The sequence below is a fragment of the Halorubrum salipaludis genome (assembly GCF_002286985.1).
In the GTDB taxonomy this organism is placed as follows: Archaea; Halobacteriota; Halobacteria; order Halobacteriales; family Haloferacaceae; genus Halorubrum; species Halorubrum salipaludis.
Map to the genome: position 1 here is coordinate 1 of NZ_NSKC01000016.1, position 26,360 is coordinate 26,360.

At 66.0% G+C, this 26,360-nt stretch carries 25 protein-coding genes and 1 tRNA gene; 11 read left to right on the forward strand and 15 right to left on the reverse strand.

Annotated elements, in window-relative coordinates; translation table 11 throughout:
• Nucleotides 1-270: 270 nt before the first annotated feature.
• From CK500_RS16030 to CK500_RS16040, 3 genes are read left to right on the forward strand one after another with little or no spacing between them, the layout of a single operon-like run.
• A complete protein-coding gene (locus CK500_RS16030) occupies nucleotides 271-549 on the forward strand; it encodes a restriction endonuclease subunit S (RefSeq protein ID WP_158224054.1) in 279 nt (92 codons plus the stop codon).
• On the forward strand, nucleotides 542-3,502 hold the full coding sequence (locus CK500_RS16035; RefSeq protein ID WP_095638192.1) for a type I restriction endonuclease subunit R: 2,961 nt from the start codon (nucleotides 542-544) through the stop codon (nucleotides 3,500-3,502). The genes CK500_RS16030 and CK500_RS16035 overlap by 8 nt, the downstream gene beginning before the upstream one ends.
• Nucleotides 3,495-4,217, forward strand: coding sequence for a M48 family metallopeptidase (locus CK500_RS16040; RefSeq protein WP_095638193.1), 723 nt, complete (start codon nucleotides 3,495-3,497; stop codon nucleotides 4,215-4,217). The genes CK500_RS16035 and CK500_RS16040 overlap by 8 nt, the downstream gene beginning before the upstream one ends.
• Nucleotides 4,218-5,207: 990 nt before the next feature.
• Here the strand turns inward: CK500_RS16040 and CK500_RS16045 are convergent.
• Complete coding sequence (locus CK500_RS16045) at nucleotides 5,208-5,450, reverse strand: hypothetical protein (protein ID WP_095638194.1); 243 nt, start codon at nucleotides 5,448-5,450, stop codon at nucleotides 5,208-5,210.
• A gap of 729 nt (nucleotides 5,451-6,179) precedes the next feature.
• Between CK500_RS16045 and CK500_RS16055 the strand changes: the two genes are divergently transcribed.
• Nucleotides 6,180-6,740 (forward strand): hypothetical protein, encoded by a 561-nt coding sequence (locus CK500_RS16055; RefSeq protein ID WP_095638196.1) that lies wholly within the window; start codon nucleotides 6,180-6,182, stop codon nucleotides 6,738-6,740.
• 258 nt (nucleotides 6,741-6,998) lie between these two features.
• Here CK500_RS16055 and CK500_RS16060 read toward each other — a convergent pair.
• The 8 genes from CK500_RS16060 to CK500_RS16095 form a co-directional block, all read right to left on the reverse strand.
• Nucleotides 6,999-7,073 (reverse strand) — tRNA-Val (locus CK500_RS16060).
• 102 nt (nucleotides 7,074-7,175) lie between these two features.
• On the reverse strand, nucleotides 7,176-7,454 hold the full coding sequence (locus CK500_RS16065) for a DUF7553 family protein (protein WP_095638197.1): 279 nt from the start codon (nucleotides 7,452-7,454) through the stop codon (nucleotides 7,176-7,178).
• A 734-nt stretch (nucleotides 7,455-8,188) separates the two neighbouring features.
• Complete coding sequence (locus tag CK500_RS16070; RefSeq protein ID WP_095638198.1) at nucleotides 8,189-8,722, reverse strand: cob(I)yrinic acid a,c-diamide adenosyltransferase; 534 nt, start codon at nucleotides 8,720-8,722, stop codon at nucleotides 8,189-8,191.
• On the reverse strand, nucleotides 8,719-8,958 hold the full coding sequence (locus CK500_RS16075) for a glutaredoxin family protein (protein WP_095638199.1): 240 nt from the start codon (nucleotides 8,956-8,958) through the stop codon (nucleotides 8,719-8,721). Before CK500_RS16075 ends, CK500_RS16070 begins: the two co-directional genes overlap by 4 nt.
• Nucleotides 8,959-9,053: 95 nt before the next feature.
• Nucleotides 9,054-9,452, reverse strand: coding sequence for an acyl-CoA thioesterase (locus CK500_RS16080; protein ID WP_095638200.1), 399 nt, complete (start codon nucleotides 9,450-9,452; stop codon nucleotides 9,054-9,056).
• A 9-nt stretch (nucleotides 9,453-9,461) separates the two neighbouring features.
• Nucleotides 9,462-10,136: a phosphate signaling complex protein PhoU gene (gene phoU, locus CK500_RS16085; RefSeq protein WP_095638201.1), complete on the reverse strand. Its 675-nt coding sequence runs from the start codon at nucleotides 10,134-10,136 to the stop codon at nucleotides 9,462-9,464.
• 93 nt (nucleotides 10,137-10,229) lie between these two features.
• The gene (locus tag CK500_RS16090) at nucleotides 10,230-11,072 is read right to left on the reverse strand and encodes a BKACE family enzyme (RefSeq protein ID WP_095638202.1); all 843 of its coding nucleotides are present in this window, start codon (nucleotides 11,070-11,072) and stop codon (nucleotides 10,230-10,232) included.
• Nucleotides 11,069-11,281 carry a hypothetical protein gene (locus tag CK500_RS16095; protein ID WP_095638203.1) on the reverse strand — a complete coding sequence of 71 codons (213 nt, stop codon included), beginning with the start codon at nucleotides 11,279-11,281 and terminating at the stop codon, nucleotides 11,069-11,071. The genes CK500_RS16090 and CK500_RS16095 overlap by 4 nt, the downstream gene beginning before the upstream one ends.
• 139 nt (nucleotides 11,282-11,420) lie before the next feature.
• Between CK500_RS16095 and CK500_RS16100 the strand changes: the two genes are divergently transcribed.
• From CK500_RS16100 to CK500_RS16110, 3 genes are all read left to right on the forward strand, one after another.
• Nucleotides 11,421-11,768: a hypothetical protein gene (locus tag CK500_RS16100; RefSeq protein WP_095638204.1), complete on the forward strand. Its 348-nt coding sequence runs from the start codon at nucleotides 11,421-11,423 to the stop codon at nucleotides 11,766-11,768.
• A gap of 125 nt (nucleotides 11,769-11,893) precedes the next feature.
• Nucleotides 11,894-12,391: a TRAM domain-containing protein gene (locus CK500_RS16105; RefSeq protein ID WP_095638205.1), complete on the forward strand. Its 498-nt coding sequence runs from the start codon at nucleotides 11,894-11,896 to the stop codon at nucleotides 12,389-12,391.
• A gap of 191 nt (nucleotides 12,392-12,582) precedes the next feature.
• Nucleotides 12,583-13,104 (forward strand): Tfx family DNA-binding protein, encoded by a 522-nt coding sequence (locus CK500_RS16110; RefSeq protein WP_095638206.1) that lies wholly within the window; start codon nucleotides 12,583-12,585, stop codon nucleotides 13,102-13,104.
• Between the two features lie 64 nt (nucleotides 13,105-13,168).
• Here CK500_RS16110 and CK500_RS16115 read toward each other — a convergent pair whose 3' ends face one another.
• Nucleotides 13,169-14,221 (reverse strand): succinylglutamate desuccinylase/aspartoacylase family protein, encoded by a 1,053-nt coding sequence (locus tag CK500_RS16115; protein ID WP_095638207.1) that lies wholly within the window; start codon nucleotides 14,219-14,221, stop codon nucleotides 13,169-13,171.
• A 111-nt stretch (nucleotides 14,222-14,332) separates the two neighbouring features.
• Here CK500_RS16115 and CK500_RS16120 point away from each other — a divergent pair, with 111 nt between their 5' ends.
• Both CK500_RS16120 and CK500_RS16125 read left to right on the forward strand, forming a co-directional pair.
• Nucleotides 14,333-15,160 carry an MBL fold metallo-hydrolase gene (locus CK500_RS16120; protein ID WP_095638208.1) on the forward strand — a complete coding sequence of 276 codons (828 nt, stop codon included), beginning with the start codon at nucleotides 14,333-14,335 and terminating at the stop codon, nucleotides 15,158-15,160.
• A gap of 57 nt (nucleotides 15,161-15,217) precedes the next feature.
• A complete protein-coding gene (locus tag CK500_RS16125) occupies nucleotides 15,218-16,351 on the forward strand; it encodes a molybdopterin-dependent oxidoreductase (RefSeq protein WP_095638209.1) in 1,134 nt (377 codons plus the stop codon).
• Nucleotides 16,352-16,385: 34 nt separating this feature from the next.
• On the opposite strand, the gene CK500_RS16130 is transcribed toward CK500_RS16125, so the two are convergent.
• Nucleotides 16,386-18,863, reverse strand: a complete 2,478-nt coding sequence (locus CK500_RS16130) for a DEAD/DEAH box helicase (RefSeq protein ID WP_095638210.1) — start codon at nucleotides 18,861-18,863, stop codon at nucleotides 16,386-16,388.
• Between the two features lie 285 nt (nucleotides 18,864-19,148).
• Here CK500_RS16130 and CK500_RS16135 point away from each other — a divergent pair, with 285 nt between their 5' ends.
• Complete coding sequence (locus CK500_RS16135) at nucleotides 19,149-19,589, forward strand: DUF5807 family protein (protein WP_095638211.1); 441 nt, start codon at nucleotides 19,149-19,151, stop codon at nucleotides 19,587-19,589.
• Nucleotides 19,590-19,612: 23 nt separating this feature from the next.
• On the opposite strand, the gene CK500_RS16140 is transcribed toward CK500_RS16135, so the two are convergent.
• The 3 genes from CK500_RS16140 to CK500_RS16150 all read right to left on the reverse strand — a co-directional run bounded on the left by CK500_RS16140 (nucleotide 19,613) and on the right by CK500_RS16150 (nucleotide 24,058).
• Entirely contained in the window at nucleotides 19,613-21,265 is a 1,653-nt protein-coding gene (locus tag CK500_RS16140; RefSeq protein WP_095638212.1) for a long-chain fatty acid--CoA ligase, read from the reverse strand.
• Between the two features lie 146 nt (nucleotides 21,266-21,411).
• On the reverse strand, nucleotides 21,412-22,710 hold the full coding sequence (gene metX / locus CK500_RS16145) for a homoserine O-acetyltransferase MetX (RefSeq protein ID WP_095638213.1): 1,299 nt from the start codon (nucleotides 22,708-22,710) through the stop codon (nucleotides 21,412-21,414).
• Between the two features lie 4 nt (nucleotides 22,711-22,714).
• Nucleotides 22,715-24,058 carry an O-acetylhomoserine aminocarboxypropyltransferase/cysteine synthase family protein gene (locus CK500_RS16150; RefSeq protein ID WP_095638214.1) on the reverse strand — a complete coding sequence of 448 codons (1,344 nt, stop codon included), beginning with the start codon at nucleotides 24,056-24,058 and terminating at the stop codon, nucleotides 22,715-22,717.
• Nucleotides 24,059-24,211: 153 nt separating this feature from the next.
• Here CK500_RS16150 and CK500_RS16155 point away from each other — a divergent pair, with 153 nt between their 5' ends.
• Nucleotides 24,212-25,633 (forward strand): single-stranded-DNA-specific exonuclease RecJ, encoded by a 1,422-nt coding sequence (locus CK500_RS16155; RefSeq protein ID WP_095638215.1) that lies wholly within the window; start codon nucleotides 24,212-24,214, stop codon nucleotides 25,631-25,633.
• A gap of 38 nt (nucleotides 25,634-25,671) precedes the next feature.
• On the opposite strand, the gene CK500_RS16160 is transcribed toward CK500_RS16155, so the two are convergent.
• Nucleotides 25,672-26,286, reverse strand: coding sequence for a TetR/AcrR family transcriptional regulator (locus CK500_RS16160; protein WP_095638216.1), 615 nt, complete (start codon nucleotides 26,284-26,286; stop codon nucleotides 25,672-25,674).
• Between the last annotated feature and the right edge of the window lie 74 nt (nucleotides 26,287-26,360).

Consider the following 26,360-nt stretch of genomic DNA (forward strand, 5'->3'; position numbering starts at 1 on the left):
TTCTCTTCCAGCTCGTTGATTCGCTCCTCCATCTGGAGAAAGCGTGAGAGGAGTTCGTCCTTGGTGAGATCGTCCTCGTTCACTACTCCCACCTCGAATTGACACCAGCAGAGCCAACGGGATGGTCTCCGGTCCTCGGAGACCATCCCTGTGGAAACAGACTCACTCTCTGCTGACAGACCATGTGTCTGTCATAGGCCACCTCCTACGAGACAGTGACGAAATCAGCTGGGGCTAAACACGTACGAACAGTTAATGAACTGGTCGGTGATGGAGAAAGTGTGGCATCTAAAATCTCCAGGCTCAACTATGAAGACGCTGAATCTCGGAACAATTAAAGAGCAAAAAATCCCACTTCCACCACTTGAGGAGCAGAAAGTAATTGCCAAAATACTCCGAAGCCAGGATGCTGAAATCGCTAATAATGAGCGCTACAAGGAATCGCTCCAACGCCTCAAACGCGGTTTAACACAAGACCTCCTGTCGGGAACAGTCCGGACGACCAACACTAACATAGAGGTTCCTGAGGAAATCGCTAAATATGGTTAGTATCCCATCCGAGGGCGGCGTCGAGCGGTCGCTTCTGTCGTGGCTCGACGGCGTCGGATGGGAGACACACGGGTTAGACGGCGGGCGAGGTGCTGGCGTTCTCGATGATGCCTACAAACGCGACAGTCACGAAATCGCCTACTGGAACCTCCTTACGGAGCAGGTCGTCGCGTTGAACGAGGACGTAACCGAGGATAACGTAGACAAATTCATCTCCTCGTTGAAGCGCGACCTCGACACGGAACACTTGATGGACGGCAATCGCGCATTCCATCAGTTACTCACTAAAGGAAAGAAGTTCAGCGTTCAACGCGAGAACGGCGCAACAGACACCGTCATTGTAGACCTCATCGACCACGAGAATCCAGAGAATAACCGCTTCCACGCGGTCAATCAGTTCTCTGTCTCTCGCGAGACGACTATTCGGCCCGACGTGAACCTATTCGTCAACGGGATTCCACTCGTGACGATGGAGCTGAAAAGTCTCGCGCAGGATAACGACTGGCACGACGCCGTTAGCGACCTCCAAGACTACGAGGACGACGCTCCGAGGCTCTTCATTCCCGGTCTGTTCAACGTCGCCGCCGACACGATGGAGCTACGATACGGAGCTGTGGGTGCGCCTAAGGAGTTCTACGAACCGTGGAACGACGCCCCGGAAGCGTTTGAGGACGACAATGCGATGAAGCAGGCGGTCAAGGCGCTGTGTAATCCCGACACCCTTCTCGACCTCGTCAAGCACTTCGTTTTCTACGAGCGTCGAGCCGGAGGAGACGCGAAAATTATCCCGCGCTATTCGCAGTATTACGCAGTCAATCGCATCCTCGATAGAGTCCACGAGGGCGTCCACAAACGCGGCCTCATCTGGCACACACAAGGGTCGGGGAAGTCCTTCACGATGCTGTATGCCGCCGAGAATCTTCTCTCACGACCAACAGTTGCCCGGAACCCGCAGGTCTTCGTCATCGTGGATACGGACAAGCTGAACTCGCAAATGCGCAACCAGCTCTCGAACCTCTCACTGGAGCGATGGATAGAGGCCGAGAGTATCGAGCATCTCCAGCGCCTCATCGAAGAGGGTAGCAGTCAGCTCGTCCTCACGACTATCCAGAAGTTCGAAGACGTCGACCCCGACGTACAGGGGAACGACGAGGTTATTCTGATGAGCGACGAGGCGCACCGCTTCATGGAGGCCGACCTTGGGAGCCGAATCAAGGCTGCGTTCACGAACTATTCCCACTTCGGATTCACCGGTACTCCCGTCCGTGAGGGGGAACGGCCAGAGGACCGGAATACGTTCGACGAGTTCTCTCCCGAGGGCGAAAAGTACCTCCACCGCTACTCGGTCAAGCAGGGCATTGACGATGGCCTAATTCTCCCTGTGTACTTCACCCTCCGTCATGAGATGGAGTGGGACATCGATGAGGCCGGCCTTGACGAGGAGTTCGAGCAGGAGTTCCGCGGGATGACGACCGACGAGAAACGAGAGTTCATCAAGGAAAACGTCACCAGCCGGACTATGGCTGAACTCGAACCCCGAGTAGCCTGTGCGGTCGCTGAAATCAATACTCACTACAACGAACACCTTTCGCCGAACGGCTGGAAGGGGATGGTTGTCACCCCGAGCCGACGGTCGGCGGCGATGTACGGTGAGCGGTTACAGGAGCAGATGGGCGAGGAGGCCGTGGAAGTTCTCTACACATCTACGAAGGATGACTCCGACCTCATCAAGCAGTTTCACACAGACTCAGAGGAGCGCGATAGCATCGTCGGGGCGTTCAAAGAAGAAGAGAATCCGAAGCTCCTCGTCGTCCACAATATGCTTCTCACGGGCTTCGACGCACCGATACTCAAGACGATATATCTTGACCGAAATCTCAAGAATCACAGTCTCCTCCAAGCTATCGCTCGGACCAACCGTCCCGCCGACGGTAAGGAGAACGGCGAGATTGTAGACTTCCAAGGAGTCTTCGAGAATATTGACGAGGCGCTTGATTACGACGACGAGACGAAAGCCTACGCTGCGCGCGACAAGGACGAACTCTACGACGAACTCGTGGAGCAGGTTGAGCGGGTGATGGACATCTTCGATGGCATCGACAAGGACGACACGCAGGAAGCGACGTACCAAGCCGTCGAGCGTGTCAGTACGCACCCCGAACGCCGCGAGTTCAAACAGAACTTCCGGCGACTCCAGAACCTCTACGAGGCTGTCGCTCCCGACGGACGACTCGTGAGTGAAGGTATTGAGCGCGACTACAAGTGGCTGAGTCGGATTCACGTCGCGTTCAAACGGACAACCTCGGGCGAGGACGACCCCGAAGAGGAAATGCGTGAGAAGACACGCGAGATAATCAACGACCACGTCGAAATCGGGGACATCAAGCGCGACTTCCCCACGTACAAGCTCGGGGAAGAGTACCTCGAAGACGTTGAGGGGCTGGATAACCCCGGTGTCAAAGCGTCACAGATTGCTCACGCAACTCGTGAACACCTCCATCCGCGGGAGAATCAGAACCCGCGCTACAAACGTCTGAGTGAGCGGGTAACAGACATCGTCGAGCGCTGGCAAGGAGAGGAGATTGGTGACCCCGAGGCAGTTGAGGCCCTGAAATCTGTTGAAAAGGAGGCACTGAATGTTGAGCGCGAAGCCGATGAGGAGGGGATGGGTGCTGCCGAGTTTGCTATCTACACTCACCTAACCGAGGAGGTCCCCGACGCCATTGAGTCCGATGAGCAGGCCGAGGCTGTCGCAGAGGCGATTGTATCACGGTTCGGAGAGCGTGTCGACCGGAGCTACAACGGTTGGAAAACGAACCAGCAGACCATCGCGGAAATCGAACGAATACTGTTGGATGTACTGGTAGTCGAACACGACCTCGGTCATCTCATTCAGGATGACGACGACTTCGTAGACGAAGTTCGGAACTACCTCATCCAGAACAATGGCTGAGACCCAACGACGGCAAGTTGACCTATTAGGTGAATCCGTTCGGTATGACGTTCGACGGAGTGACGGCGCAGCAGAGCCGCGTATCGATGTGGATATTCATGGGGTAACAGTCGTCATCCCTAAGTTCGACCAAACCTCGCCTGAAGACCTGCTGAGAGAGAACGCCGTGTGGGTGGTTGAGAGCAAGCAGAAGTACGACGCATACCGGGAGGAAATTCCCGAGCGAAACTACGAGGAGGGTGAAACATTCCCGTATCTCGGTTCAGAGTATGAAGTCACTATTGAACGCCGCCCCTCATCGTGTGTCGACGAAGGGATGTTTCGCTTGGCCCGTCATCATGTAGAGAAGACATCGGTGAAGCGGGCACTCGAAACGCTGTATAGACGGAAAGCACGAGAGCGCTTTGAGGAACGGGCTAATTACTTTGCTGAGGAAATGGGCGTAGAGTACGACAAAATTGAGGTCCGAAACCAGCGTACGAAGTGGGGTTCTTGTTCGACAACTGGTACACTTGGGCTGAACTGGCGACTGATGATGGCACCGCCTGAAGTCATAAACTACGTTATCATTCATGAACTGGTTCATCTACTTGAGCAGAATCACGGACAAGAGTTCTGGAATCATGTTCGAGAATATTGTCCAGACTATCAAGAACACATTCAGTGGCTTGAGAAGAACAGTACCAAACTCACATTTAGCCACGAAGATATATGACAGTTGGCAGGATATATTCGATTCTGGATTGGTCTCCTTCTACTGATTTGCCTTTGTGAGGGTGTGTAAAGGGTAGATGATTTGGCCCCGAGGAAAGACGTTGACAGAATAAAAATGAACAAATGTTGATATATTGGACCCAGTAGACATGGCGGACAGCAAATAAAATAATGTATATGACATTATGCTCTCAGCAGAGTCACTAATCGATAGCAGGTACGCTTACAGACTTTTTTCAGGCAAGATAATGGAAACCATTCCCAGCTCTTTCAAATGGCTTCTGGCGCTTGCTGTTGCCTCTCAGAGCGTCTCACTGGGTGGGGCGGACCCGGAATTCGGGTGGACGCACTCGAACGCCGTCCACAACAGATACCCATGAACGGATACCCCTCTAAACCCAACGCATTAGTCTTGAACGCTTAAGCCTAAACGGTTCCATTACTCGATGACGCCGCGGGTTTTAGCGGGGTTTTAGCGGGTTTAGTATAGAGGGTTACTACACTATTCGGAGAATCATCAGGCAAAAACCCACTGAGTAGCCACTCAATTGGATTTCCCCTCCAAATGGCAACCCCTTATGTTGTAGCCCCCCTTTTGTATTTTCCCCCCTTACTGAATGGCCGCCCACTGGGTATCCCCTTGAATGGGAGACCACTGTTCGGTCACTTTCGCCCAAGCCGCCCGCGTGCTGGGGTTGCGCCGGCTCATCGGTCCCAACTACTCATCAGTTCAGCTGAACCGACTGTATAGTCGACTTGGGTCATCTAGGTATTTTATAAAAGTGATATAAATCGCTAAGTATAATTTATCTTCAATATTGCGGAGTTGAGAATGTATCAACGGTCCTACCCTCCATGCTCACACGCTTTTCAAATTAGTTCAGGCTGTAATTTGAGCGCCAGCCAACTCGCTAAAAATTCTGACTTACTTAGAGTAATTTCGCGCACCGGGTTACCAACAGTTCACCCCCACCGGGGGTTCGCTCATGTACTAACTGTCCACGGGGTCATCGGGAATCCACCAGATTGTATTTCGCCCGCCGATTTCCTTTCCGATGAGCCGGCCGTCTTCGCGGAGTGCGTCCAGTCGCTTGTAGGTAGCACTGCGCTTAATTGGAATTTGTTCGGTGATTTCGGCGGTCGAAAGGGCGGGGTCATCCGAACCACGAACCACGTCCAGAAGTTCATCGTCGGTCACACGCGGCTTCCGTCCGGGCGTTGAGTTATCGCTCATTACCATCTGCTACGAGAGGGAGATAAAAATCAATTACCCTCTAAGGTAGTGACTAAATCTGTACGAACTTTTGAGACTTCTATCGTCACTTTTATCTTTAATACCGCTCAAGGTAGTAATACGAAGACGGCCCGTCCCGTCGGGGCGTAGTTCGGTGAAAACGCCCGGTGCTGCCACACCGGACGGGTGGTCTTCGGTGGAGCCAAAGACCATGACAGCGAACGAATCTGGCGCTGAAAAGCGTGTCGTCACACAGTTGGATTTCACCTCAAAAACTGCCAAGCGTGTCGCGTGGGAAGCATGGGAGTTCAGCGTAGCAGGCCCGTATCAAGTTCGAGTGACCAACGCCGCTTACGGCGTTGAGAAGTCCGCGCACTCGTACGTAGTTGGGATAGAGCAGTGGGACGGTCTTCCCGTCCCTGCGGAGTGTGAGTGTCCGGCGGATGTCCACCGAGAACCGGACTGTAAACACAAGGTTGCGCTGGCGACAGTCGGTGGACGAGCTGTTCTCGACGCCGCCACGTCGCACGAGCCCACTTCGCCGGCCTCATCGAGTGATGGCACCGCCGGACGGACGACCGCCGCAGATGTTCTTCAGACGGACGGTGGTGTCGTCGCCGAGGACTTCACCGAGAACGAGAACACGCGCTGCTTAGGTGGTACCGAGTGGTGTCCGGGACCAGACGCGGAGGCACTTCCGTGTTTCAGTTGCTACCGAGGTGACGACCGATGACCGACGACGAGGGTCATCGAAACGACGAACGGACGGTCAACTGCCCGGTGGACGGCTGCGAAGACGAGGTATTGGCTCGCGGTATTAATCTCCATGTGCGTCGCTCCGCCGGGAACGGACACGGAGAGCAGGGAGAGGTACCGGCGGGTATCTCGTTCGACGACCTCGAAACAGTCGGGTCGGAACCCGTCGAGATGAACTACCCCGAAGAGCGCGACACCGAACGCGTGGCGCGACTCTGTCCCTATTGTGGCACGTCGTTCGTCGGCAAGCAGGGTGTTCTTATTCACCTCGGACAGGTCGCAGGTCGGAAGAACCATCCCGAGGGTGCCGCCGACTATCACAGGCCAGAGGACTTCCCTCGTGTGCGCGTGGACGAGGAGGAGAACATCACGGCCGTCATCGAGCAGGAGCCTGTGGCTGGCCCCTCCGGTTCGGAAGTCACGATACCCGTCGCGCGGGTCTATCACTACATCGGGAAGCTCCTCTCTCAGAATCGGTCGGAAGAGGCGCAGCGCGCACGTCGGTATCTACTCCAGAACGGTGAAGTAGAGTAGGCCTTCTCTGACTTTCTCGACCGGCTATTTCTAACGATTCGAGTCCGTTGGTTGTGGTTCATATCGGCAGACGTGAGGCCGACGCTATGGGTGAGTACCCGAAAGTTTCTACTGACTGGCACCTGTCCTTTCACGTGAACCCTCGCAGTACCGGAGTTTGGACACAAACGACAGGGGAGCATACGCCGGAAGGAGATTGAAAATCAAAATCGCATGAGGGCGTAGGGGTCCCTCCTGAAGATTAATAACCTTCAGTAATGGGTTGGGGCGGATTCGAACCGCCGACCTGCTCCGTGTGAAGGAGCCGTCATAACCTGGCTAGACCACCAACCCGCGCGTGTCGACGTATCCGACCTCCGGACTTAAGGGTTACTTTACGAGAGGCGGGTAGCGGGTCGGCCGTACGAATCGGTGGCCCCGCTCGGATCGGGTTCGCTACTCCGCCTTCGCGGCGTCGCGGCCGCGGTATTCGGCGACGCGCTCTCGCGCCGACGCCACCGCCTCGCGGGCCTCGCCCTCCGCGCGCTCCTCGAGCTCCTTCAAGTCCGCTTGGAGCTTGTCCAGCCGCGAGGGTTCGGGCTCCTCGTCTTCGCCGCGGCCGACGATGTCTTTCACTCGCGCTTCGACCGGCTCCAGCTCCTCTTTCACGCCCGCCTTCGCGTGTTCCGCCGCGCGACCGAGGTAGTACCGTGCGTCTTCGAAGTGTTTGCTCATATCTGTCCTTTGGTATGCGACGGATATATCCTTTGTGGCTGTGAGGCGGGGACAGATTGGCCTGGCCGCGCAGTTACCGGTTCGACGCCACGGCTGCGCACCGCGAGAGCCGGCAGAGAGGAGAGAACGTCGGCCCTGTTGAAATTCTCTTCTTCAGATATAAACCACCCTGAAACAGCCGGGCGCTGAAGAGTGCCCATCGATCGACGGCGGGAGTGAATCTCGCAGATCGTCGGTAGTGAAACGGGATTTAAACCGATCGTGAGCGACAGCGACGATCGCTTATAAATCCGGTGCGGTGACGCGCCTCCGAACGGTCGCCGCCGGCGACCGTGAGGAGCCCGCGAGGGAGTCGGCGCGGCGCTTATAAGCGCCGCGCCGACGAGGGTGGGGAGGCGTGAGGTGCGGTGCTGTGCGGGGCTGGGTGGGACTCAAAGGGGCAGCCGCGAGGGCGAAGCACGGCGCAATAAGCACCGCAGCGAAGGAGCAACGCGACTGAGCGAGGAGCACAGCAAGCCGCGCGAGTCGTCGCGGCTGGGGCTTTGGAGGCGTTCACCGCACTGTCTAGAACTTATAAACAGCCGCCAGCAACACCCCAATCCGGCTTATAAACAACCACTCGATCAACGTGCAATACTCAGTCCCGAGATTGCTCACAGCTGCGCCGATAGTGACCCCAACCGGGTCAAACGCTGTCACGTACTGAGAATTTCGACGAAATCGAAACGCCGGGATCAGTACGTGGGCGACTCCTCGGGCTCGCCGTCGCGCGCGTTCGCGACGCGACCGAGCGTGAACAGGAGGTCGGAGAGCCGGTTGAGGTAGGTGACGACCGTCTCGTTGATCGGCTCCGACCGAGCCAGTTCGACGACCCGCCGTTCCGCGCGTCGGGTCACCGTGCGGGCGTGGTGGAGTCTGGCGCCCGACTCGCCCCCGCCGGGGAGGATGAACGACCGCAACGGCTCCAGTTCGTCGTCGAGCGCGTCGATCTGTTCCTCGAGCGTCTCGACGTGTGCGGTCTCGACCGCGGGGTCCTCCGGATCGGGGTCCGGATTCGCGAGGTCCGCCTGCACGACGTGGAGGTGATTCTGAACCGTCTCTAAGAGGTCGTCGAGATCGTCGTGGCCGGTCGGGCGCACCGTCCCGATCAGCGCGTTCGCCTCGTCGACCGTCCCGTACGCCTCGATCCGGGGGCTCGCCTTCGACACCCGGCTCATGTCCCGGAGGTCGGTGTCGCCCTCGTCGCCGCGGCCGGTGTAGATGGTCATGCGAGGCTCTTCTCCACGTACTCGACGATGTTCGCGCTCTCAGCCATCGTCACGCCGCGTTCCTCGTCCACGAGGACGGGCACGCCGCGCTGGCCGCTGACTCGCTTGACCTCGTTGCGGTCGGAGTGTAACGCGTCGACCCACTCGGTCTCGTACTCCACGCCGGCGTCGTCCAACGCCTCTGCCGCCTTCTCGCACCACGGACACCCGTCGAGGGCGTACAGTCGAACGCTCATACCGATCGATCCGGCCCCGGCGTCAAGAAGGTGTGCGTCCGGCAGTCGACGCCCCGTCCGCTCCGCCTCGCTCCGCCCCCGCTCCGCGAAGCCGCTCAGAGATCGTGATACGACGCCATCTCGGACCGGTACGCGTCCGGGATCGGAGCCGGTTCGCCGGAGTCGGGATCGAGCGACACCAGCGTCGCCTCGGCCTCCGCGACGATGTCGTCCCCGGTCCGGACCTCGTGGGTCATCGTCGTGCTCGACCGACCGATCTCCGCCACGTCGACCGTGACGGTGACGCTGCCGTCGACCAGCTCGACCGGTCGGCGGAAGTCGAGCGACAGCGACGCCAGCACGGTCGACGCCCGCGAGATGTCGGCGTCGAGCACGTCGCGGAAGTACGCCGTGCGGGCCTGCTCGATGTAGGTGGCGTAGACGGCGTTGTTGACGTGGCCCATCGCGTCGATGTCGCGGAACCGAACGTCGATCTCGGTGGTGTAGGTGGTCACGAGGGGGGCTCAGTACAACAGCTCGTCGTCGTTCTCGATCATGTACAGCGAGCGCGCCGCGATGTTGACGGCGTGGTCGCCGACGCGTTCGAGGTCGCGGATCGTGAGCAGGAGCCGCGAGACGTTCTGCATCGTCCCCTCCACGTCCTCATCGTCGCGCAGCTCGTCGCGCTCGATCAGGTCGCGCACGACGAGGTCGCTCGCCGCCTCGCAGGCCGCGTCGACCTCGTCGTCCGCCTCCGCGACCGCGAAACAGCGCTCCGGATCCGACTCGGCGTAGGCCGCCATCGCGTCGTCGAGCATCGCCAGCGTGTCGTCGCCGATGCGCTGGACGTCCACGTCGGGGAACACCTCCCGGTCGGCCCGCTTGGCGTACCCGCCGAGGTTCGTCGCGAGGTCGGCGATCCGCTCGAGGTCGGTGATGATCTTGAACGACGCCGCGATGAACCGCAGGTCGCCCGCGACCGGCTGCTGAAGGGCGATGAGGTCCGTGCACTTCCCCTCCAGTTCGAGGTACAGGTCGTTGATCTCGGCGTCGCCGGTGATGACCTCATCGCCCAGCTCGGCGTCCTGCCGCTCTAAGGCGTCGAGGCCCATCCGGAGCCGTTCCGCGACGAGCTCGCTCATGTAGAGCACGTCGTCGCGGAGCCCCTCCAGTTTCGTTTGGTACTGTTCGCGTGGCATCGTGTTGCCGTATCACCCTCACCCGACGTATAAAAACACGTCGCCGATCGGGGCGCTCCCCGCCGATCGAACGTCCGGGAGAGAACGGCGCGACTACCGACCCCGCAACCCCAACAGCTCCCGCGTCTCCCCGGGCGTCGCCACCGGTCGGCCCAGCTCCTCGGCGAGCCGCGCGGCCCGCGCGACGAGCCGCTCGTTGGTCGCCAGCTCCCCCTTCTCGTAGTACCTGTTGTCCTCCAGTCCGACCCGGACGTGTCCGCCGAGAAGTAGCGACTGCGTCGTCATCGGGAGCTGGTGGGGCCCGAACCCGATCACGTTGAACTCGACGCCCTCGGGGAGCGCCTCGACCCGGTTGAGCAGGTTCCGCGGGTGCGGCGGCGACGTTGTGCCGCCGCCGAACAGGAAGTTCAGGTACGGCGGATCCTCCAGGTCCTCCAGGATCGCGAGCGACTCGTTGAGGTGCCCGTCGTTGAACACCTCCAGTTCGGGCTTGATCGACCGCTCCCGCATCTCCGCGTGCAGCGACGCCACCAGCCCGCGGGTGTTCTCCGAGGTGAGCCGTTCGTACCGGTTGAGCGGCCCCATGTCGAGCGACGCCATCTCCGGGGCGGGGTCGGTCCGCAGGGGCTCGTGCCGGAGGGCGTCGGGCGCCGCGGTTCCGCCGGTCGAATGCTGGAGCACCGCCTCGTCGGTCGCCTCGCGGACCGCGTCGGCGACCGCCTGGAAGCGCTCGACCGAGAAGGCGCGCTCGCCGTTGTCGCGGCGCGCGTGCAGGTGGAGAACGCTCGCGCCCGCGTCCTCGCAGGCGGCCGCGGCGGCGGCGATCTCCTCGGGGGTCTCCGGGAGGTCCGGATGGGCCTCCTTCCCGTGGACGCCCCCGGTCAGCGCCGCGGTGATGATCGCCGGCTTCCCGTCGAGGTAGTCGTCGTAGGTCATCGGTCGGCGGTCTCGCTCCCGTCGGACGCACCCGGATCGACGTAGAACTCGCAGTCCGCCGCCGGATCGAGCCCGTACCGCGCGTTACAGACGTCGGCGCGCATGGGCTGGACGAACGACTCCGTTACGGTACAGAACGCGCGGGCGGTGTCGAACGACTTCCCGTCGCCCTCGGTCCGATACGCCAGGTGCGGACACGTTTCGGCCATAGCTCGTCGACGGGGCGAGGCGGCTTGAAACCACGCCCCGAAAGCTCTCCCGGAAGTCCTCCCGAAAGCCCACGAGACGCCCCGCGGTCGGTCCGGGGTGACCGACGGGATTTAACCGACCGCCCGAGAACGTGCCCGCATGGAGCCGGTCGACGACTGGCGGGCGGCGATCGCGGAGGCCGGGGAGCTCACCGGCCCGATCGCCGCGGCCGTCGTCGACGAGCACGGCGACCGCGGGAAGCGCGCCATCGAGGCGGTCGGGGAGGGACGCGTGAAGCGCTACCGGGACTTCACCGTCGTCGTCGGCCACGACGACGAGTACGTGGTCGAAGACGGGGAGTGCAACTGCGCCGACGCGACCTACAACCTCGACGCCGAGGACCCCTCCGAGCGCTGCTGGCACGCGATTGCGGTCGATGTCGCGGACGCGGTCGGCGCGGTCGACCACCACGACATGTGGTACTCGGAGGTCCGGGAGTTCCTGTGATCCGGCGCTGATCGGAGCGCGGAGAGCCGAACCAGCCGCCGTTCACCCGGATGAGACGCCGATACGCCAAAATTTCGCCCGGCCAGTCGAAAACGTTTACAACGGCGGCCGGTCTCCCCTACGGTATGGCGGACTGTCCACTCGCCGACGACTGCCCCAGTTTCGACGAACGAATCGAGGGGATGGGGTGTCAACACTACGGCAACAAGGGCGGCGCGGAGTGGTGTAACCACTACGACATGCCCATCTACGAGCTGAAACAGCAGCCGGTCCAGCCCGGCGAGGAGGTCGTCGTCGAGGTCGACGACATCCACGAGAGCGGCGCCGGCGTCGGTCGCACCGACGACGGGTTCATCGTCCTCGTCGACGGCCTACTCCCGCCGGCGCGCGCGGAGGTGCGGATCCACCGGGTGAAGTCGAGCCACGCGACCGCGCAGGACGTCGTCGAGCGCCTCCCCGACGATCCGGAGGAAGAAGCGGACGACGACGGCGACGACGCCGGCGGCTCCGACGGGGAAGGCGGCGAAGACGACGAGGACGACGAGGACGGCGAGGGCGACCGGCGCCGCGACCGCCCCGACCGCGAGCGGCTCGGCAGCCGCGAGAACTTCTGGGGCAAGTAGGTCGCGTCCCGGGGGCGGCCCCACCCCACGGACAGTCCGGACGCTACCGATCCGCCGCCGACGCCGTCCGCTCTCCCCGTTTCGCTTTCCTCGCTTCGGCCTCGTCGCTTCGCCCGCTCCGTTTCGCTCCGCTCGGCTCCGACCGTCGCCGAAACCTCCGTTTTTTGAGCGCGCACCTCCTGACGACACGTATGGTCGCAGACGACGGGGGCCCTGGATCCGATTCCAATTCCGATTCCGATTCCGAGCCCGACCCCGACGACGTCGACGCCGACGCGCTGTTGGAGCGCGCGGGGTTCGACGCGGACGAGAGCGTCCTCACCCGCCGGCAGGCCGAGGTGCTCGCCCTCCGCGAGCGGGGGCTCCGGCAGTCCGACATCGCTGACCGGCTGGGCACGTCGCGCGCGAACGTCTCCAGCGTCGAGGCCAGCGCCCGCGACAACGTGGCGAGCGCCCGCGAGACGGTCGCGTTCGCGGAGGCGCTCGCCGCCCCGGTCCGCGTCGAGATCGAGGCCGGGACCGACCTCTACGACGCGCCGAAGCGCGTGTACGACGCCTGCGACGAGGCCGGCGTGAAGGTGAACCAGACCGCGCCCGACCTGATGAAGACGATCGGCGAGCGCGCCGGCGACGCGGTCCACGGCCGCGAGGTGCGCGACCGGCTGTTCGTCACCGTCGACGCGACGGGGACGATCCGAGTGCGACAGCCGTAGCGCGGGCGCCGCCGCGGTCCGCCGGGTGTCTCCTTCAGTCGCGTGTCACTCCCCCAGCCGCGTGTCACTCCTCCAGCCGCTCTGCCACCCCCACGAGCGTCGCGCCCGCGGTGACGGTCGCCTCGCGGGCGATCGAGTAGACGATCCCGTCGCGGTCGGCCGCGGCGGTCTGGAGCGGCTCGAAGGTGGTCGGGTCGTGGACGACGCCGAGCCGGTCGCCCGCCGCGACCTCGTCGCCGACCGACAGCCCGCGCTCCGGCGTGAACAGTCCGGAGTCCGCGGCCTCGACGCGCCCGAGGTGGTTCCGCGCGACCGTCCCGCTCCACGGCGCCGGCTCGCCCGGCAGGAGCCCCTCGTGCCGGAGCACGCCGACCATTCCGTCGACGCCGGCGTCGACCGCCTCCGGGACGACCTCGCGGCTGTGCGCGAGCTCGGGGGTGACCGTCGGGATCCCCTCGCGGGTGGCGGCGACCCGGAGCTTTCCCGCGAAGCCGCGCTCCGCCCACTCCGCGTCCGCCTCCTCGCCCGCGGCCTCCGCGAGCAGGAGGTCGGTGCCGAACGCCTCCGCGAGCCCCCGGCAGGCCGCGTCGTCGCGCATGTACACCGTGTGGGTGAGCATCGCGGGCGACCCGGTGTGGAGGTCGACGACCGCGTCCGCCGCGCCCGCGAACCGCCACAGCCGGGCCGCCATCCGCTCGTGGAGGGTCCCGTCGGCGTCGCCGGGCCAGCAGCGGTTCATGTTCGAGTGGATCGCGTCGAGCGACTCCGGCGTGGTGTACGAGACGCGGTCGAAGGTGAGCGGGTCGGCGACGGGAACCGTCACGAGGGTGCCCGCGAGACCGCCGTCGCCGAGGTCCCCTTCGGGCCCCACATCGGTTGCGTCACCGCCGGATCCCGTGAGCCGCTCGTGGAGTCGGCGGAGCACCGCGGTCCCGTTCACCTCCCGGCCGTGTTGGGCCGCCTGCGCGTAGACGACGGGGCCGCCGTCGGCGGGCGCGTCGAGTTCGGGGCCGTCCGGCCCGTCGACGAGACGGCCCTCGCCGTAGACGTGGACGGTCGTGCGGACCGGGACCCCCGACGGGAGCCGCGCGAGGACGAGATCGCGAGCGTCGTGCATACCGGGGCGTCGCGCCTGACGGGCTTATAAATCGGGGCGCGAGGAGGACGCCGCCAGAGTCCGGGGGTGACCGCGGACGCTAAGTCGGTGGGCCGTCGACCTCGAACCGAGATGCGGGTCACCCTCCTCGGCACCGGCGACACCACCGGGACGCCGACGGTCGGCTGCGACTGCGACACCTGCGCCGCGGCGCGCGAGCGCGGGGTGTCGCGCTCGCGGTTCTCGGTCCACGTCGCGAACGAGCGCACGGGCGAGTCGCTGCTCGTCGACTTCAGCCCCGACTTCCGGAGCCAGTTCCTCGACAACGACGTGTCGCTGCCGGACGCCGGGCTCGTGACGCACATCCACTTCGATCACCTCGACGGACTCGGCAACGTCTACCGGCTGGTCGACGGGCTCCCGGTCCACGCCCCGTCGGAGACCGACCCCGCGACCGACGAGAGCGTCGCCGAGACGATCCGCGACAAGTACGACTACCTCGAAGACCGGATCGGCGTCCACTCCCGCGACCCGTTCGAGCCCTTCGAGACGTGCGGGCTACGGGTCCGGTTCGTCCCCGTCGACCACCCGCCGCTCCTGTGTTACGGCGTCGTCATCGAGGACCCGGAGACGGGCGGCAAACTGTCGCTCACGGGAGACACGAGCTACGACGTGCCGGAGCGCTCCCGGGAGGCGCTGTCCGATCCCGACCTCCTGCTCGCCGACGCCATCGTCCCCGCGTCGCTCTGCGATCACCACCCGATCGGCGGGCGCCACGAGGGGCCCGACGGCGTTCCGCGCACGTTCGGCACGAAGCACATGACCCGCGAGGGCGCGCTCGCGCTCGCCGACGAGCTCGGCGCGGACCGCACCCGGCTCGTCCACCTCGCGCACTACTACCCGCCCGACGAGGCGTTCGAGGAGCCGCTCGCGGTCGACGGGGAAACCTACGAGCTGTAGCGCCGAGCGACGAACCGTGACGACGCTTTTGTCTCGCTAGCACGTAGCACGGTCGAGATGGGGACGCGACCAGCACTCGGAGACCGCCTCCGCGCCGCCCTCGACCGCTTCGAGCCGCCGCCGCGAGCGGTCGACTGGTCGCTGTTCGCGTTCGTCGTCGCGGAGGCCGCGACGGGGCTCGTCTCCTTCACCGTGGGGGTTCCCGAGGGGTGGCCCCTCTTCTGGCTCCATCGAGCGCTCGGCGTCGGGATCGTCACGCTGCTCGCGTGGAAGCTCGCGCGGGTCCGCCGCCAGCTCACCGATCCCGGTCGCTGGCGGCGGTCGACCGCGCTCTCCGTCCTCACGCTCCTCGCCGCGCTGGGTGCGCTCGCGACCGGGATCGCGTGGGTGTTCGGGCTCGACGTGCGCATCTCCTACTGGACCCTGCTCTCCGTCCACGTCGGCTTCGGGCTCGCCCTGGTCCCGCTCGTGGCCGCGCACGCGACGACCCGGTTCCGGCTCCCGCGCCGCGTCGACTTCGAGCGCCGCCGGACCGCGCTCCGGTACACGGTCCTGCTGGCCGCCGGCGGCGCGGCGTACCGGCTCCAACAGGGGGTCAACGACGCCCTCGACACCGCCGGCGCCGACCGGCGGTTCACCGGCTCGCAGCCGCGAGGGGGCGAGGGGAACGCCGCCTTCCCGATCACCTCGTGGGTCGCCGACGACCCCGACCCGATCGACCGCGACGACTACCGGCTGCGGGTCGGAGGGCTCGTGCGCGACCCCGTCGAGCTGACCGCCGCCGAGCTCGCGGCGGGCCACGAGACGGAGGCCCTGCTCGACTGCACCAGCGGCTGGTACACGGTCCAAGAGTGGGGCGGGATCCGGGTCGGCGACTTGTTGGACGCGGCCGGCGGCGTCGAGTCCGGAGCGGGCATCGACGCCGGCCCGACCGACCGCGACCCCGCCTACGTCCGGTTCACCTCGGTCACCGGCTACCGATGGAGCCTGCCGATCGACGAGGCCCGGGACGCGCTGCTCGCGACGCACGTCGGCGGCGAGCGGCTCTCGCACGGCCACGGCGCGCCCGCCCGGCTCGTCGCCCCCGACCGCCGCGGCTTCCAGTGGGTGAAGTGGGTGACGCGCGTGGAGGTCAGATCGGAGTACGACCTCGGGCAGTGGGTCGTGACGCTGGTGAGCGGGGTCGAGTAGTCGGGCCGTGCGGCGAGTCGGCCGCAGCGGCGCGTCACTCGTACTCGCTCCCGACGACCTCGCGGATGCGCTCGGCGGTCACCGGGCCCACGCCGTCGACCTCCAGCAAGTCGTCCTCGGGCGCGGTCATCACCGCCTCCACGGTGCCGAAGTGTTCGAGAAGGGTGCGCGCCGTGACCGGCCCGATGTCGGCGATGGAGGAGACGACGTACTCCTGCTGTTCCGCGCGGGTCTTCGTCGTCTTCTCGCCGTGGACGCTCACCTCGCGGTCGCGCGTCTCCTGCTCGCGCTTGGCGATCGTCGCGAGCAGCTCGGTGGTGTCGTCTTCGCCCTCGGTCCGGAGGACGCTCACGTCGAAGTCGACCGCGAGCGACGCGAGCGCGCCGCGGATCGCGTTGGGGTCGATGTCGCGCTGGCCGTAGAGGTTCGTCCCCTCGACGACCATCACGGGACGGGCGTACGCCCGCGAGAGCTCGCCGATCTGCTCGAACATCGACCGGTCCGAGTCGAGCATCGAGTCGACGAAGTCCGCCGCCGACTTGCGCTCGACCGCGACCCGGTCGGAGAGGACGTAGTCGCCGACCGCGAGCGTCTCCAGCCGGGTGACGAGCCCGTCGCGCGTCGAGAGGTCCTTCGCGATCGAGGAGTCGAGCTCGCGCTGGTCGACGACGACCTCGACGCCCTTGTCGACGCCGGCGGTGGCGACGACGGCGTCGTCGTCGGCTCTCGCACCCTCCTCGGTCGCCTCCTCCCCGTCGGTCGCCTTGCTCTCGCCGGCGCCCTCCTCGCCGGCTCGCGCTTCCTCGGCGAAGTCGGTGAGTCCGGCGTCGGCGTTCTCGCCGTCATCGACATCGTCGTCGCTGTCGACGCGTTCGCCCGCGCCATCGTCGGCTTCCGGCTCGGAACCCTTCCCCGAAGATCCCCCCGAGAACGCGTCGAGTCCCGCCTGCCCGTCGTTGCCGACGGTCTCCTCGATGTCGTCGGTGGCCTCCTTCAGCTCGGCGAGCTGGCTGGCCATCTTCTTCTCGCGGCGCCGCGAGATCCAGAAGAACGCCTCGTCGCGGGTGTCCTCGGCCATCAGGACGACCACCTTCCCCTCGGCCTGCCGGCCGGTCCGCCCCTTACGCTGGATCGAGCGGATCGCGGTCGGGACGGGCTCGTAGAAACAGACGAGGTCGACCTCGGGCACGTCGAGCCCCTCCTCGGCGACGCTCGTGGAGACGAGCACCTCGAACTCGCCGGCCTTGAACTCGTCGAGCGTTTCCTGCTGCTGTTTCTGCGTCATCCCGTCGGAGCCGTCCTTGTCGCCCTGCCCGACGAACTTGCGCACGTCGAAGCTGGCCGAGAGGAACTCCACGAGCGCCTCCGCGGTGTCGCGCGACTCCGTGAACAGGATGGCGCGCTCGCCCTCGTTGATTCCGAGGGTCTCCGCCAGCAGGATCCGGGCCTTCGAGAACTTCGGGTGGAGCCCGTCGAACGACTCCGCCTTCCGCATCGCCTCTCGGACTTTGGGGTCCGCGACCATCCGCTGGCTCGCCTTCGACGCGCCCGACGACCTGGCCGCCTCGCGCTGGCGCTCGAAGTAGCGCCGGACGGACTCGACCGACTGGGTCTCGACCAGCTCGGTCGCGCGCCGGAGCTTCATCACCTCGGCGTGGGTGCTCATCCCCTTGTACCCCTCCGACTGGTCGTTGTCCATCATCTGTTTCAGCTGCCCCCGCATCTTGTTGAGGTCCTTCTGCGAGAGGTCGGGGTTCGTCGTGTTCGTCACGCCCAGCGACTTCAGCTTCTCCAGCCGGTCGGTGATCACCTCGTTGAGCGCGTCGCGGATCGCCAGCACCTCGTCGGGGAGGGTGACCTGCTCCCACTGCACGTCGGTGTCGTGGGTGTACTCGTCGACGTCGGCGTCCTCCTCGGTCATCACCTCGACGTTGACCAGCCCGAGGTTCTCACAGACCGTCTCGATCTCCTCGGTGTCGCCGCCCGGCGAGGCGGACATCCCCGTGACGAGCGGGTCGGCCGCGTCGGCGTGGTAGCGCTCCGCGATGTACACGTACGCGTAGTCGCCGGTCGCGCGGTGGCACTCGTCGAAGGTGCAGTGCGTCACGTCGCGCAGCGAGATCCGGTTGCCGACGAGGTCGTTCTCGACGACCTGCGGGGTCGCGATCACGATCCGGGCGTCGTCCCACAGCGCGGCGCGGTCGTCCGGCTTCACGTCGCCGGTGAACACGACGATCTCGTCGTCCGGAATCTCCAGCGCCTCGCGGTAGAAATCCGCGTGCTGCTGAACGAGGGGCTTGGTAGGGGCCAGAAAGAGGGCCTTCCCGCCCGCCTCGTGGAGCCGTTCGGCGGTGACGAGCAGGCTGACCGTCGTCTTGCCGAGGCCGGTCGGGAGACAGACGAGGGTGTGTTCGTCGGCGGCGGCGTCCGCCAGCTGGAGCTGGTAGCGACGCTCCTGGAGGAAGTCGTCGACGAGCAGGGGTCTGTCGATACCGGCGGCCTCGGTCGCCATCGGCGGCCCTTGGCCGGCACCGGCCTAAAGCCTTCGCGAAGCGGGGTGAAAGTTATCGCTCGCCGGAACACTCCTCTCGGAGCTCCTCCGGCACGTCCTCGTCGACCAGCTCCGCCCACTCGGCGAGCCGGTCTCCGGATGGGGTCTGCGCACTCATCACGCGACGGATCTCAGTGGTACGTATTAACACTTACCCCGATTCCAGCCGCGTCGGCATCGGTTGGCCGTCGACTCACCCCGGAGCCGACTCGCACGCCTTTTACCGCTCACGCGCCTCGGGCCGGCATGAGCAACCTCGACGAGTTCCTCGCGGGCGAGCGGCTCGACGACGTGGTCTTCTACCTGAGCGACGCGTACCTCGACGACGACTCCCGGCTCCGCAACGTCGGCACCGAGACGGACGGCGGCGTCCGGCTGATCCTCGACGGCGAGACGGGTCGGTCCGCGTTCGAGGCCGGCACGGGCATGGGCGCCATGGAGTTCGCGAAGACGGCGATGGGCGCGGAGGGCGAGATCGCCCGCACCCTCGACGGCGGGGCCTGTCCCTTCGCCGAGGAGGCCCCCGACGACGAGCACGCGGTCCGGTTCGTCTTCGCGTTCGCGGAGGCGCAAAACGACGAGGTCGGCGGCCTCTACGCCGAGGGCGACGTGGTCCACGCGTACGCCCACTGCACCTGCGGCGAGAGCTACTCGCACAAGTGGGTCGTCGGCGACCGCGACGACTGAGCCGCCGGTCCGGCGGCGGGCGCCTACTCCCCGTCTGGCGCGTCCGACTCCGGCACCGACCCCTCGACCAGCGACTGGTCGGCGTATCGCTCCCGGAGGTCCTTCTTCGAGAACTTCCCGGTGGCGGTCTTGGGCACCTCGTCGATGAACTCCACCGCGTCAGGCACCCACCACTTCGGGTACTCCTCGCGGAGCCCGGTCTCGATCCGGTCGACGAGTTCCTCGCGGTCGACCCCCTCGGCGACGACGACGAACGCCACGGGGCGTTCCTGCCAGCGCTCGTGGGGTACGCCGACCACGGCCGCCTCGCTGACGCCGTCGTAGGCCATGATCGCGTTCTCCAACTCGACGCTGGATATCCACTCGCCCCCCGATTTGATCACGTCTTTCGTCCGGTCGACGAGCTGCATGTAGCCGTCCTCGTCGACGGTGACCACGTCGCCCGTCTTCAGCCAGCCGTCGACGAACTCCCCCTCGTTGGCCTCCGGGCGCTTGAAGTACTCCTTCGTGACCCACGGGCCGCGGACGCGGAGCTCACCGAAGTCCTCGCCGTTCCACGGCACTTCCTCGCCGTTCTCGTCGATCACCTCGAACTCCAGTCCGGGGGCGACGAGCCCCTGTTTCGCCCGCTTGTTCACCTGCGTCTCGTAGTCGGCGTCCCGAAGGTCGCTCTTGAGGTGCGAGACGGTGCCGATCGGCGACAGCTCGGTCATCCCCCACGCGTGGAGCACCTCGACGCCGCGGTCGTCGTACCACTCGATCAGCGCCTGCGGCGCGGCCGCGCCGCCGACGATGACGGTGTCGAGCGTCGAGAGGTCCACGTCGTTCCCCTCCTCGATGTACTCGCGCAGGCCGAGCCACACCGTCGGCACGCCCGCGGAGACCGTCACGCCCTCCTCCTCGATGAGGGCGGCGAGGTCGGCCGGCTCCGGCGATGGCCCGGGGTAGACGTGTTTCGCGCCCGCCGCGGTCGCGGTGAACGGCATCCCCCACGCGTTCACGTGGAACATGGGGACGACGGGCATGATCACGTCGGAGTCCTCCATCGGGATCCCCTGGGGCGTCTGGGAGGCCATCGTGTGGCTCCACAGCATCGAGTGGGTGTACTCGACGCCCTTCGGCTTCCCCGTCGTGCCGGAGGTGTAACAGAGTCCGGCGGGCCGGTCGCCGTTGAGGTCGGGCCAGTCGTAGTCGGTCGGCTGTCCCGCGACGAACTCCTCGTAGGGGGTCGCGTCGAGCGCGTCGATCTCCTCGGAGCCCATGACGACGAAGTCGACGCCCTCGAACTCCGCGGCCCCCTCGGCGGCGCCGGCGAGTTTCGGCGCCAGCGACGGGTCGACGAAGACGATTTCGTCGTCGGCGTCGTCGACGATGTACCGGATGTGCTCGTCCGGCAGGAGCGGGTTGATCGTGTGGAGCTGCGCGCCGGTGTTCGGGACGCCGAAGTACGTCTCGAAGTGCCGGGTGTGGTTCCAGCAGAACGTCGCGACCCGGTCGCCGCGCTCGATCCCGTGCTCCGCTAAGGCGTTCGCGAGCCGGGCCGTGCGGTCGGCGTACTCTGAATAGGTGTGTCGCGTGCGTCCCTCGTGAGTCCGGGAGACGATCTCGGTGTCCGGATACAGTCGTTCGGCGCGCCACAGGAACGGTCGGAGCGTCTGGGAGTGTCCGCCGGGCATACCTCTCACACCACGCGAGCGCGTACCATGAACGTTCTCATGGTCGATCGTGATAAATTTTGGAGAACGATCGCGGCGTTTCCGAGACGGAGAGTGGGAGTGCCTTCGGCGGAAAGCCGACGGTCAATCCTCGAACAGCCGACGGGTCACCCCCGAAACAGGCTCGCGTGGACCGGCGCGTGGTCGGGTTCGGGTCGGGCGGACTCGTCGCCCCCGCCCCCGCCGTCGGAGACCGCGCGGCCGGCGGTGCCCTCCGCGAGGAAGTCGCGGAGCGGCGGGCCGACGTGCTCGGGTTCGACGAGGAACGCGTCGTGGCCGTGGTCGGAGTCGATCACGTGGTGCGCGACCGGCGCGTCGCCGGCGCGGAACGCGTCGGCGAGCGACGACGACTGCTCGACGGTGAAGTGCCAGTCGGCGGTGAAGCTCAACAGGAGCGCCTCGCCCTCGAAGGCCGCGAGCGCGTCGGCGTCGGTGCCGTGGCCCGCGGAGAGGTCGTACTCGTCCATCGCGCGCGTGAGGTAGAGGTAGCTGTTCGCGTCGAACCGGTCGCTGAACCCCTCCGCCTGGTAGTCGAGGTACGACTCCACCTCCCGGTACGGGAAGAAGGCCGCCGTCGGCTCCGGCGGAAGCCCGAGGTCGCCCTCCTCGCGGGTCAGCGAGTCGCGGCCCGCCGAGCGCCGCCCGAACTTGCGCTCCATCGACGCCTTCGAGAGGTACATGATGTGGCCGATCTGACGGGCCAGGGCGAGCCCCTCGTCGGGGCCGGGGCGCCCCTCGCCGTAGTAGTTCCCCCCGTTCCAGTTCGGGTCCGCGCGGATCGCCCGCCGGGCGACCGCGTCGAGCGCCAGACACTGCGCGTCGAGGCGGCCGGCCGTCGCGATGGCGACCACGCGGTCGACGTCGTCCGGGTAGCGCTTCGCCCACTCCAAGGCGTTCATCCCGCCGACGCTCCCGCCGACGACGGCGCGGAGCCGCCCCACGCCGAGGTGGTCCAGCAGGCGGCGCTGCGCGCGCGCCCAGTCCTCGACCTGCACCGGCGGGAACGCGGTCCCCCACCGGTCGTGGTCGGGGGCGTCGGGGTGATCGAGGTCGGCGGGGCGCTCGCTCGCCGGGCCCGTGGTGCCGTAACAGGAGCCGGGGACGTTCGCGCAGACGACGTAGTACTCGGTGGTGTCGATCGCCTTCCCCGGCCCGACGATGTCGTCCCACCACGCGCGGGCCTGCCCGGCCTGCCCGGCGCCGCGGGTCCCTTCCTCGCGCTCGGGCTCGGGGGACCGAGCGACGTTCTGGCTGCCGGTGAGGGCGTGACACACCAACACCACGTTGTCGCCGTCGAACTCGCCGTGGGTCTCGTAGGCGACCTCCAGGTCCGGGACCGACTGGCCGCACTCGAAGACGAACTCGCCGAGCGAGGCGACGCCGTGGTCCGCCGGGACGGTGCTCACGGCGTCACACCCCCGGGTCGGTCGCGTCGGAGGCGCTCGCGGCGGGGCCGCTCCCGCCGGACTCGTCCGCGGCGCGCTCGCCGGCCGCGAGCCCCCGATCGAGGTCGGCTATCACGTCGGCGGCGTCCTCGATACCGACGGAGAGCCGGAGCATCTCCGGGTAGACGCCGGCGAGGCGCTGTTGGGTCTCGTCCATCTGCGCGTGGGTGGTCGAGGCCGGGTGGATGACCAGCGTCTTCGCGTCGCCGATGTTCGCGAGGAAGCTCGTCAGGTCGACCGCCTCGCAGAACGTCTTGGCGGCCTCGAAGCCGCCGTCGACGCCGAACGTGACCATGCCGCCGTAGCCGTCGAGGTACTCGGCGGCGTTGTCGTGGCTCTGGTGGTCCTCGAAGCCGGGGTACGCCACCCAGTCGACGCGGTCGTCGTCCCGGAGGAACTCGGCGACGGCCCGGGCGTTCTCGCAGTGGCGCTCCATCCGGAGCGGGAGCGTGTTGAGCCCCTGGATCGTCTGCCACGCGTCGAAGGGGGACTGCTGGCCGCCGGTCGGTCGCACCCCGCGCTGGCGGGCGACGTTGGCGAAGGCGGCGTCGCCGAACTGCTCGACGAAGTCGATCGGATAGGCCGGCGACTGACCGTCGAGCTCGTCGTAGTCGGCGTCGGGGTGGTCCCACGGGAACCGCCCGCCGTCGACGACGACGCCACCGACGGTGGTGCCGTTGCCCGTGATCCACTTCGTCGTCGACTCCCAGACGATGTCCGCGCCGTGTTCGAACGGCCGGCAGAGGTAGGGGGTCGCGAACGTGTTGTCGACCACGAGCGGGACCGCGTGCTCGTGAGCGATCTCCGCGAGCCGCTCGAAGTCGGGCGTGACGAGCGAGGGGTTCGCGACCGTCTCGACGTGGACGAACGCGGTGTCCTCGTCGATCACGTCCGCGTACGCCTCGTAGTCGAGCGTGTCGACGAGCCGCGCCTCGACCCCGCGGCGGCTCGCGATGCTCGTGAGGTACGCGGCCGTCCCGCCGTACATCTCGGAGCTGGCGACGACGTTGTCGCCCGCGCTCGCGAGCACGGTGGCGATCGCGTCGAGGGCGGCCATCCCCGAGCCGGTCGCGACGGCGTCGGAGCCGCCCGACAGGTCGGCGATGCGGTCCTCTAAGACGCTCACGGTCGGGTTGGAGAGCCGGGAGTAGATGTGGCCCTCCGCCCGGAGCGCGTACATCTCCGCCGCCGTGTCCGCGTCGTCGAAGACGAAGGAGGTCGTCTGGTGGATCGGGGTCGCGCGCGACCCGGTCGCCGGGTCGGCCGCGGCGCCGGCGTGGAGACTCCGGGTGTTGAACCCACGTGTCATGTGTGTAGTGCATATATCTACAAATATCTATAACCGTCAGTTACGGCAAGTGATGCCCCTGCCTGTGTCGAAGCGGCGATGGCGACCCGGACGCCGTCGTCCCTGGCCGACCGAAGCGTGAGTTTATCCCCGATCGCGAGCCAACGCTCGGTAATGGCTGTCGCCGATCCCCCCGTGCCGGAACTCGCCGCGCGCGCGAGCGCCTGCGCCGACCGGCTCCGCGCCGCGGACCGCGTGCTGCTCGCGTCCCACATCGACGCCGACGGACTCACCAGCGGCGCGATCGCGTCGACGGCGCTCGAACGGGCCGGGATCGACCACGAGGTCGTCTTCGAGAAACAGCTCGACGCCGAGTCGATCGCCGGGATCGCGGCCCGCGAGTTCGACGTGGTGCTGTTCACCGACTTCGGCTCCGGTCAGCTCGACGTGATCGGCGAGCACGAGGACCGGGGCGACTTCGTCCCCGTGATCGCCGACCACCACCAGCCGGCCGACCGCGAGACGGAGTTCCACCTCAACCCACTGCTGGAGGGGATAAACGGGGCGAGCGAGCTGTCCGGAGCGGGCGCGAGCTACGTCCTCGCCCGCGCGCTGGAGGGGTCGGACGGCGACAACCGCGACCTCGCCGCGCTGGCGGTCGTCGGCGCCGTCGGCGACATGCAGGACTCCGACGGCGGGCTCGTCGGCGCCAACGAGGCGGTCGTCGCCGACGGCGTCGACGCCGGCGTCATCGAGACGCGGACGGACCTCGACCTGTACGGCAGACAGACCCGGCCTCTGCCGAAGCTGTTGGAGTATGCCTCCGACGTGAAGATCCCGGGCGTCTCGAACGACGAGGCGGGCGCGATCTCCTTTCTGTCCGACCTCGACATCGACGTGAAACGCGACGGGGAGTGGCGGCGCTGGGTCGACCTCGACGGCGAGGAGCGACAGGTCCTCGCGTCCGCGCTGATGCGCCGCGCGGTCGCCTCCGGCGTTCCCGCCGACCGGATCGAGGCGCTGGTCGGCACCTCCTACACCCTCGTCGACGAGGAGCCCGGCACCGAGCTGCGGGACGTGAGCGAGTTCTCCACCCTCCTCAACGCCACCGCCCGGTACGAGCGGGCGGACGTGGGACTGGCGGTGTGTCTCGGCGACCGCGGCGACGCGCTCGCGGAGGCGCGCCGGCTCCTCCGCAACCACCGGAAGAACCTCTCCGAGGGGCTCCAGTGGGTGAAAACCGAGGGCGTCACCGACGAGGAGCACCTCCAGTGGTTCGACGCCGGCTCGCGGATCCGCGAGACGATCGTCGGCATCGTCGCCGGGATGGCGATCGGCTCGCCGGCGGTCGACCGCTCGAAGCCCGTGATCGCGTTCGCCGAGGAGAGCGCGGAGGAACTGAAGGTGTCCTCGCGGGGATCCCACGCCCTCGTGCGGCGGGGTCTCGACCTCTCGGCGGTGATGCGAGAGGCGAGTCAGGCGGTCGGCGGCGACGGCGGCGGCCACGACGTGGCCGCGGGCGCGACGATCCCGGTCGGCGAGCGCGACGCGTTCCTCGCCGAGGCGGACCGGCTGGTCGGCGAACAGCTCTCGTAGGGGACGGTCCCGGCGGCCGGCGTTTCGATCGGAGGCCGTCAGTCGTCGGCGTACAGCGAGCTGAGGACGAAGTCGTCGATCGCCGCGCGGGCCTCCTCCGGTGCGTCCGTGTGCCCCAATGCCATCCGGCGGCCCCGGGCGGCGTGGATGACGTCGGTGATGAGCTGTCCCATCCGCTCGGCGTCGACGGGTTCGAACACCCCCTGTTCGATCCCGTCCTCGACGACGTCGACGATGCTCCCGCGGACGCGGTCGTAGTGCTCGTCGAAGATCTCCCGGTGGTCACCGTCGTTTTGCGCGTGCGTGTACAGCTCGTGGTACACCTTCATGCGCTCCCAGTGGCCGAACTCCTCGAACTCGGGGCCGAAGAGACACTGGTCGATCCGGGCGTCGAGCTCGGCGCGGGGGTCGTCGGTCTCGTCCACTTCCACGCTCCCCTCGTACTGATCGATGACGTACTCCAGGAACGCGGACAGCAGGTCGTACTTGCCGTCGAAGTGGTAGTGGATCACCTGCCGCGTCAGGTCCATCTCCTCGCCGATGTCGCGCATCCGGAGGTCCGTGTACCCGTGCTTGCTCAGCGCACGGAACGTGGCCTCCATGATCACCTCCTCGGTGTCCTTGGAGGAGACCGTCTCGCGGGATTCGCTCATACGGTCCCCTCCGGCGGTGAGGTACATAAGCGATCCCTCCGGACCCGACTTTACCATGCAGTAAATTTTTAACC

What these genes read in the sequence shown, in the direction of transcription:
- CK500_RS16030 (WP_158224054.1), top strand. Translation starts at nt 271, where the DNA reads ATGGAGAAAGTGTGGCATCTAAAATCTCCAGGCTCAACTATGAAGACG.
- CK500_RS16035 (WP_095638192.1), top strand. Translation starts at nt 542, where the DNA reads ATGGTTAGTATCCCATCCGAGGGCGGCGTCGAGCGGTCGCTTCTGTCG.
- CK500_RS16040 (WP_095638193.1), top strand. Translation starts at nt 3,495, where the DNA reads ATGGCTGAGACCCAACGACGGCAAGTTGACCTATTAGGTGAATCCGTT.
- CK500_RS16045 (WP_095638194.1), bottom strand. Translation starts at nt 5,450, where the DNA reads ATGAGCGATAACTCAACGCCCGGACGGAAGCCGCGTGTGACCGACGAT.
- CK500_RS16055 (WP_095638196.1), top strand. Translation starts at nt 6,180, where the DNA reads ATGACCGACGACGAGGGTCATCGAAACGACGAACGGACGGTCAACTGC.
- CK500_RS16065 (WP_095638197.1), bottom strand. Translation starts at nt 7,454, where the DNA reads ATGAGCAAACACTTCGAAGACGCACGGTACTACCTCGGTCGCGCGGCG.
- CK500_RS16070 (WP_095638198.1), bottom strand. Translation starts at nt 8,722, where the DNA reads ATGACCATCTACACCGGCCGCGGCGACGAGGGCGACACCGACCTCCGG.
- CK500_RS16075 (WP_095638199.1), bottom strand. Translation starts at nt 8,958, where the DNA reads ATGAGCGTTCGACTGTACGCCCTCGACGGGTGTCCGTGGTGCGAGAAG.
- phoU (WP_095638201.1), bottom strand. Translation starts at nt 10,136, where the DNA reads ATGCCACGCGAACAGTACCAAACGAAACTGGAGGGGCTCCGCGACGAC.
- CK500_RS16090 (WP_095638202.1), bottom strand. Translation starts at nt 11,072, where the DNA reads ATGACCTACGACGACTACCTCGACGGGAAGCCGGCGATCATCACCGCG.
- CK500_RS16095 (WP_095638203.1), bottom strand. Translation starts at nt 11,281, where the DNA reads ATGGCCGAAACGTGTCCGCACCTGGCGTATCGGACCGAGGGCGACGGG.
- CK500_RS16100 (WP_095638204.1), top strand. Translation starts at nt 11,421, where the DNA reads ATGGAGCCGGTCGACGACTGGCGGGCGGCGATCGCGGAGGCCGGGGAG.
- CK500_RS16105 (WP_095638205.1), top strand. Translation starts at nt 11,894, where the DNA reads ATGGCGGACTGTCCACTCGCCGACGACTGCCCCAGTTTCGACGAACGA.
- CK500_RS16110 (WP_095638206.1), top strand. Translation starts at nt 12,583, where the DNA reads ATGGTCGCAGACGACGGGGGCCCTGGATCCGATTCCAATTCCGATTCC.
- CK500_RS16115 (WP_095638207.1), bottom strand. Translation starts at nt 14,221, where the DNA reads ATGCACGACGCTCGCGATCTCGTCCTCGCGCGGCTCCCGTCGGGGGTC.
- CK500_RS16120 (WP_095638208.1), top strand. Translation starts at nt 14,333, where the DNA reads ATGCGGGTCACCCTCCTCGGCACCGGCGACACCACCGGGACGCCGACG.
- CK500_RS16125 (WP_095638209.1), top strand. Translation starts at nt 15,218, where the DNA reads ATGGGGACGCGACCAGCACTCGGAGACCGCCTCCGCGCCGCCCTCGAC.
- CK500_RS16130 (WP_095638210.1), bottom strand. Translation starts at nt 18,863, where the DNA reads ATGGCGACCGAGGCCGCCGGTATCGACAGACCCCTGCTCGTCGACGAC.
- CK500_RS16135 (WP_095638211.1), top strand. Translation starts at nt 19,149, where the DNA reads ATGAGCAACCTCGACGAGTTCCTCGCGGGCGAGCGGCTCGACGACGTG.
- CK500_RS16140 (WP_095638212.1), bottom strand. Translation starts at nt 21,265, where the DNA reads ATGCCCGGCGGACACTCCCAGACGCTCCGACCGTTCCTGTGGCGCGCC.
- CK500_RS16150 (WP_095638214.1), bottom strand. Translation starts at nt 24,058, where the DNA reads ATGACACGTGGGTTCAACACCCGGAGTCTCCACGCCGGCGCCGCGGCC.
- CK500_RS16155 (WP_095638215.1), top strand. Translation starts at nt 24,212, where the DNA reads ATGGCTGTCGCCGATCCCCCCGTGCCGGAACTCGCCGCGCGCGCGAGC.
- CK500_RS16160 (WP_095638216.1), bottom strand. Translation starts at nt 26,286, where the DNA reads ATGAGCGAATCCCGCGAGACGGTCTCCTCCAAGGACACCGAGGAGGTG.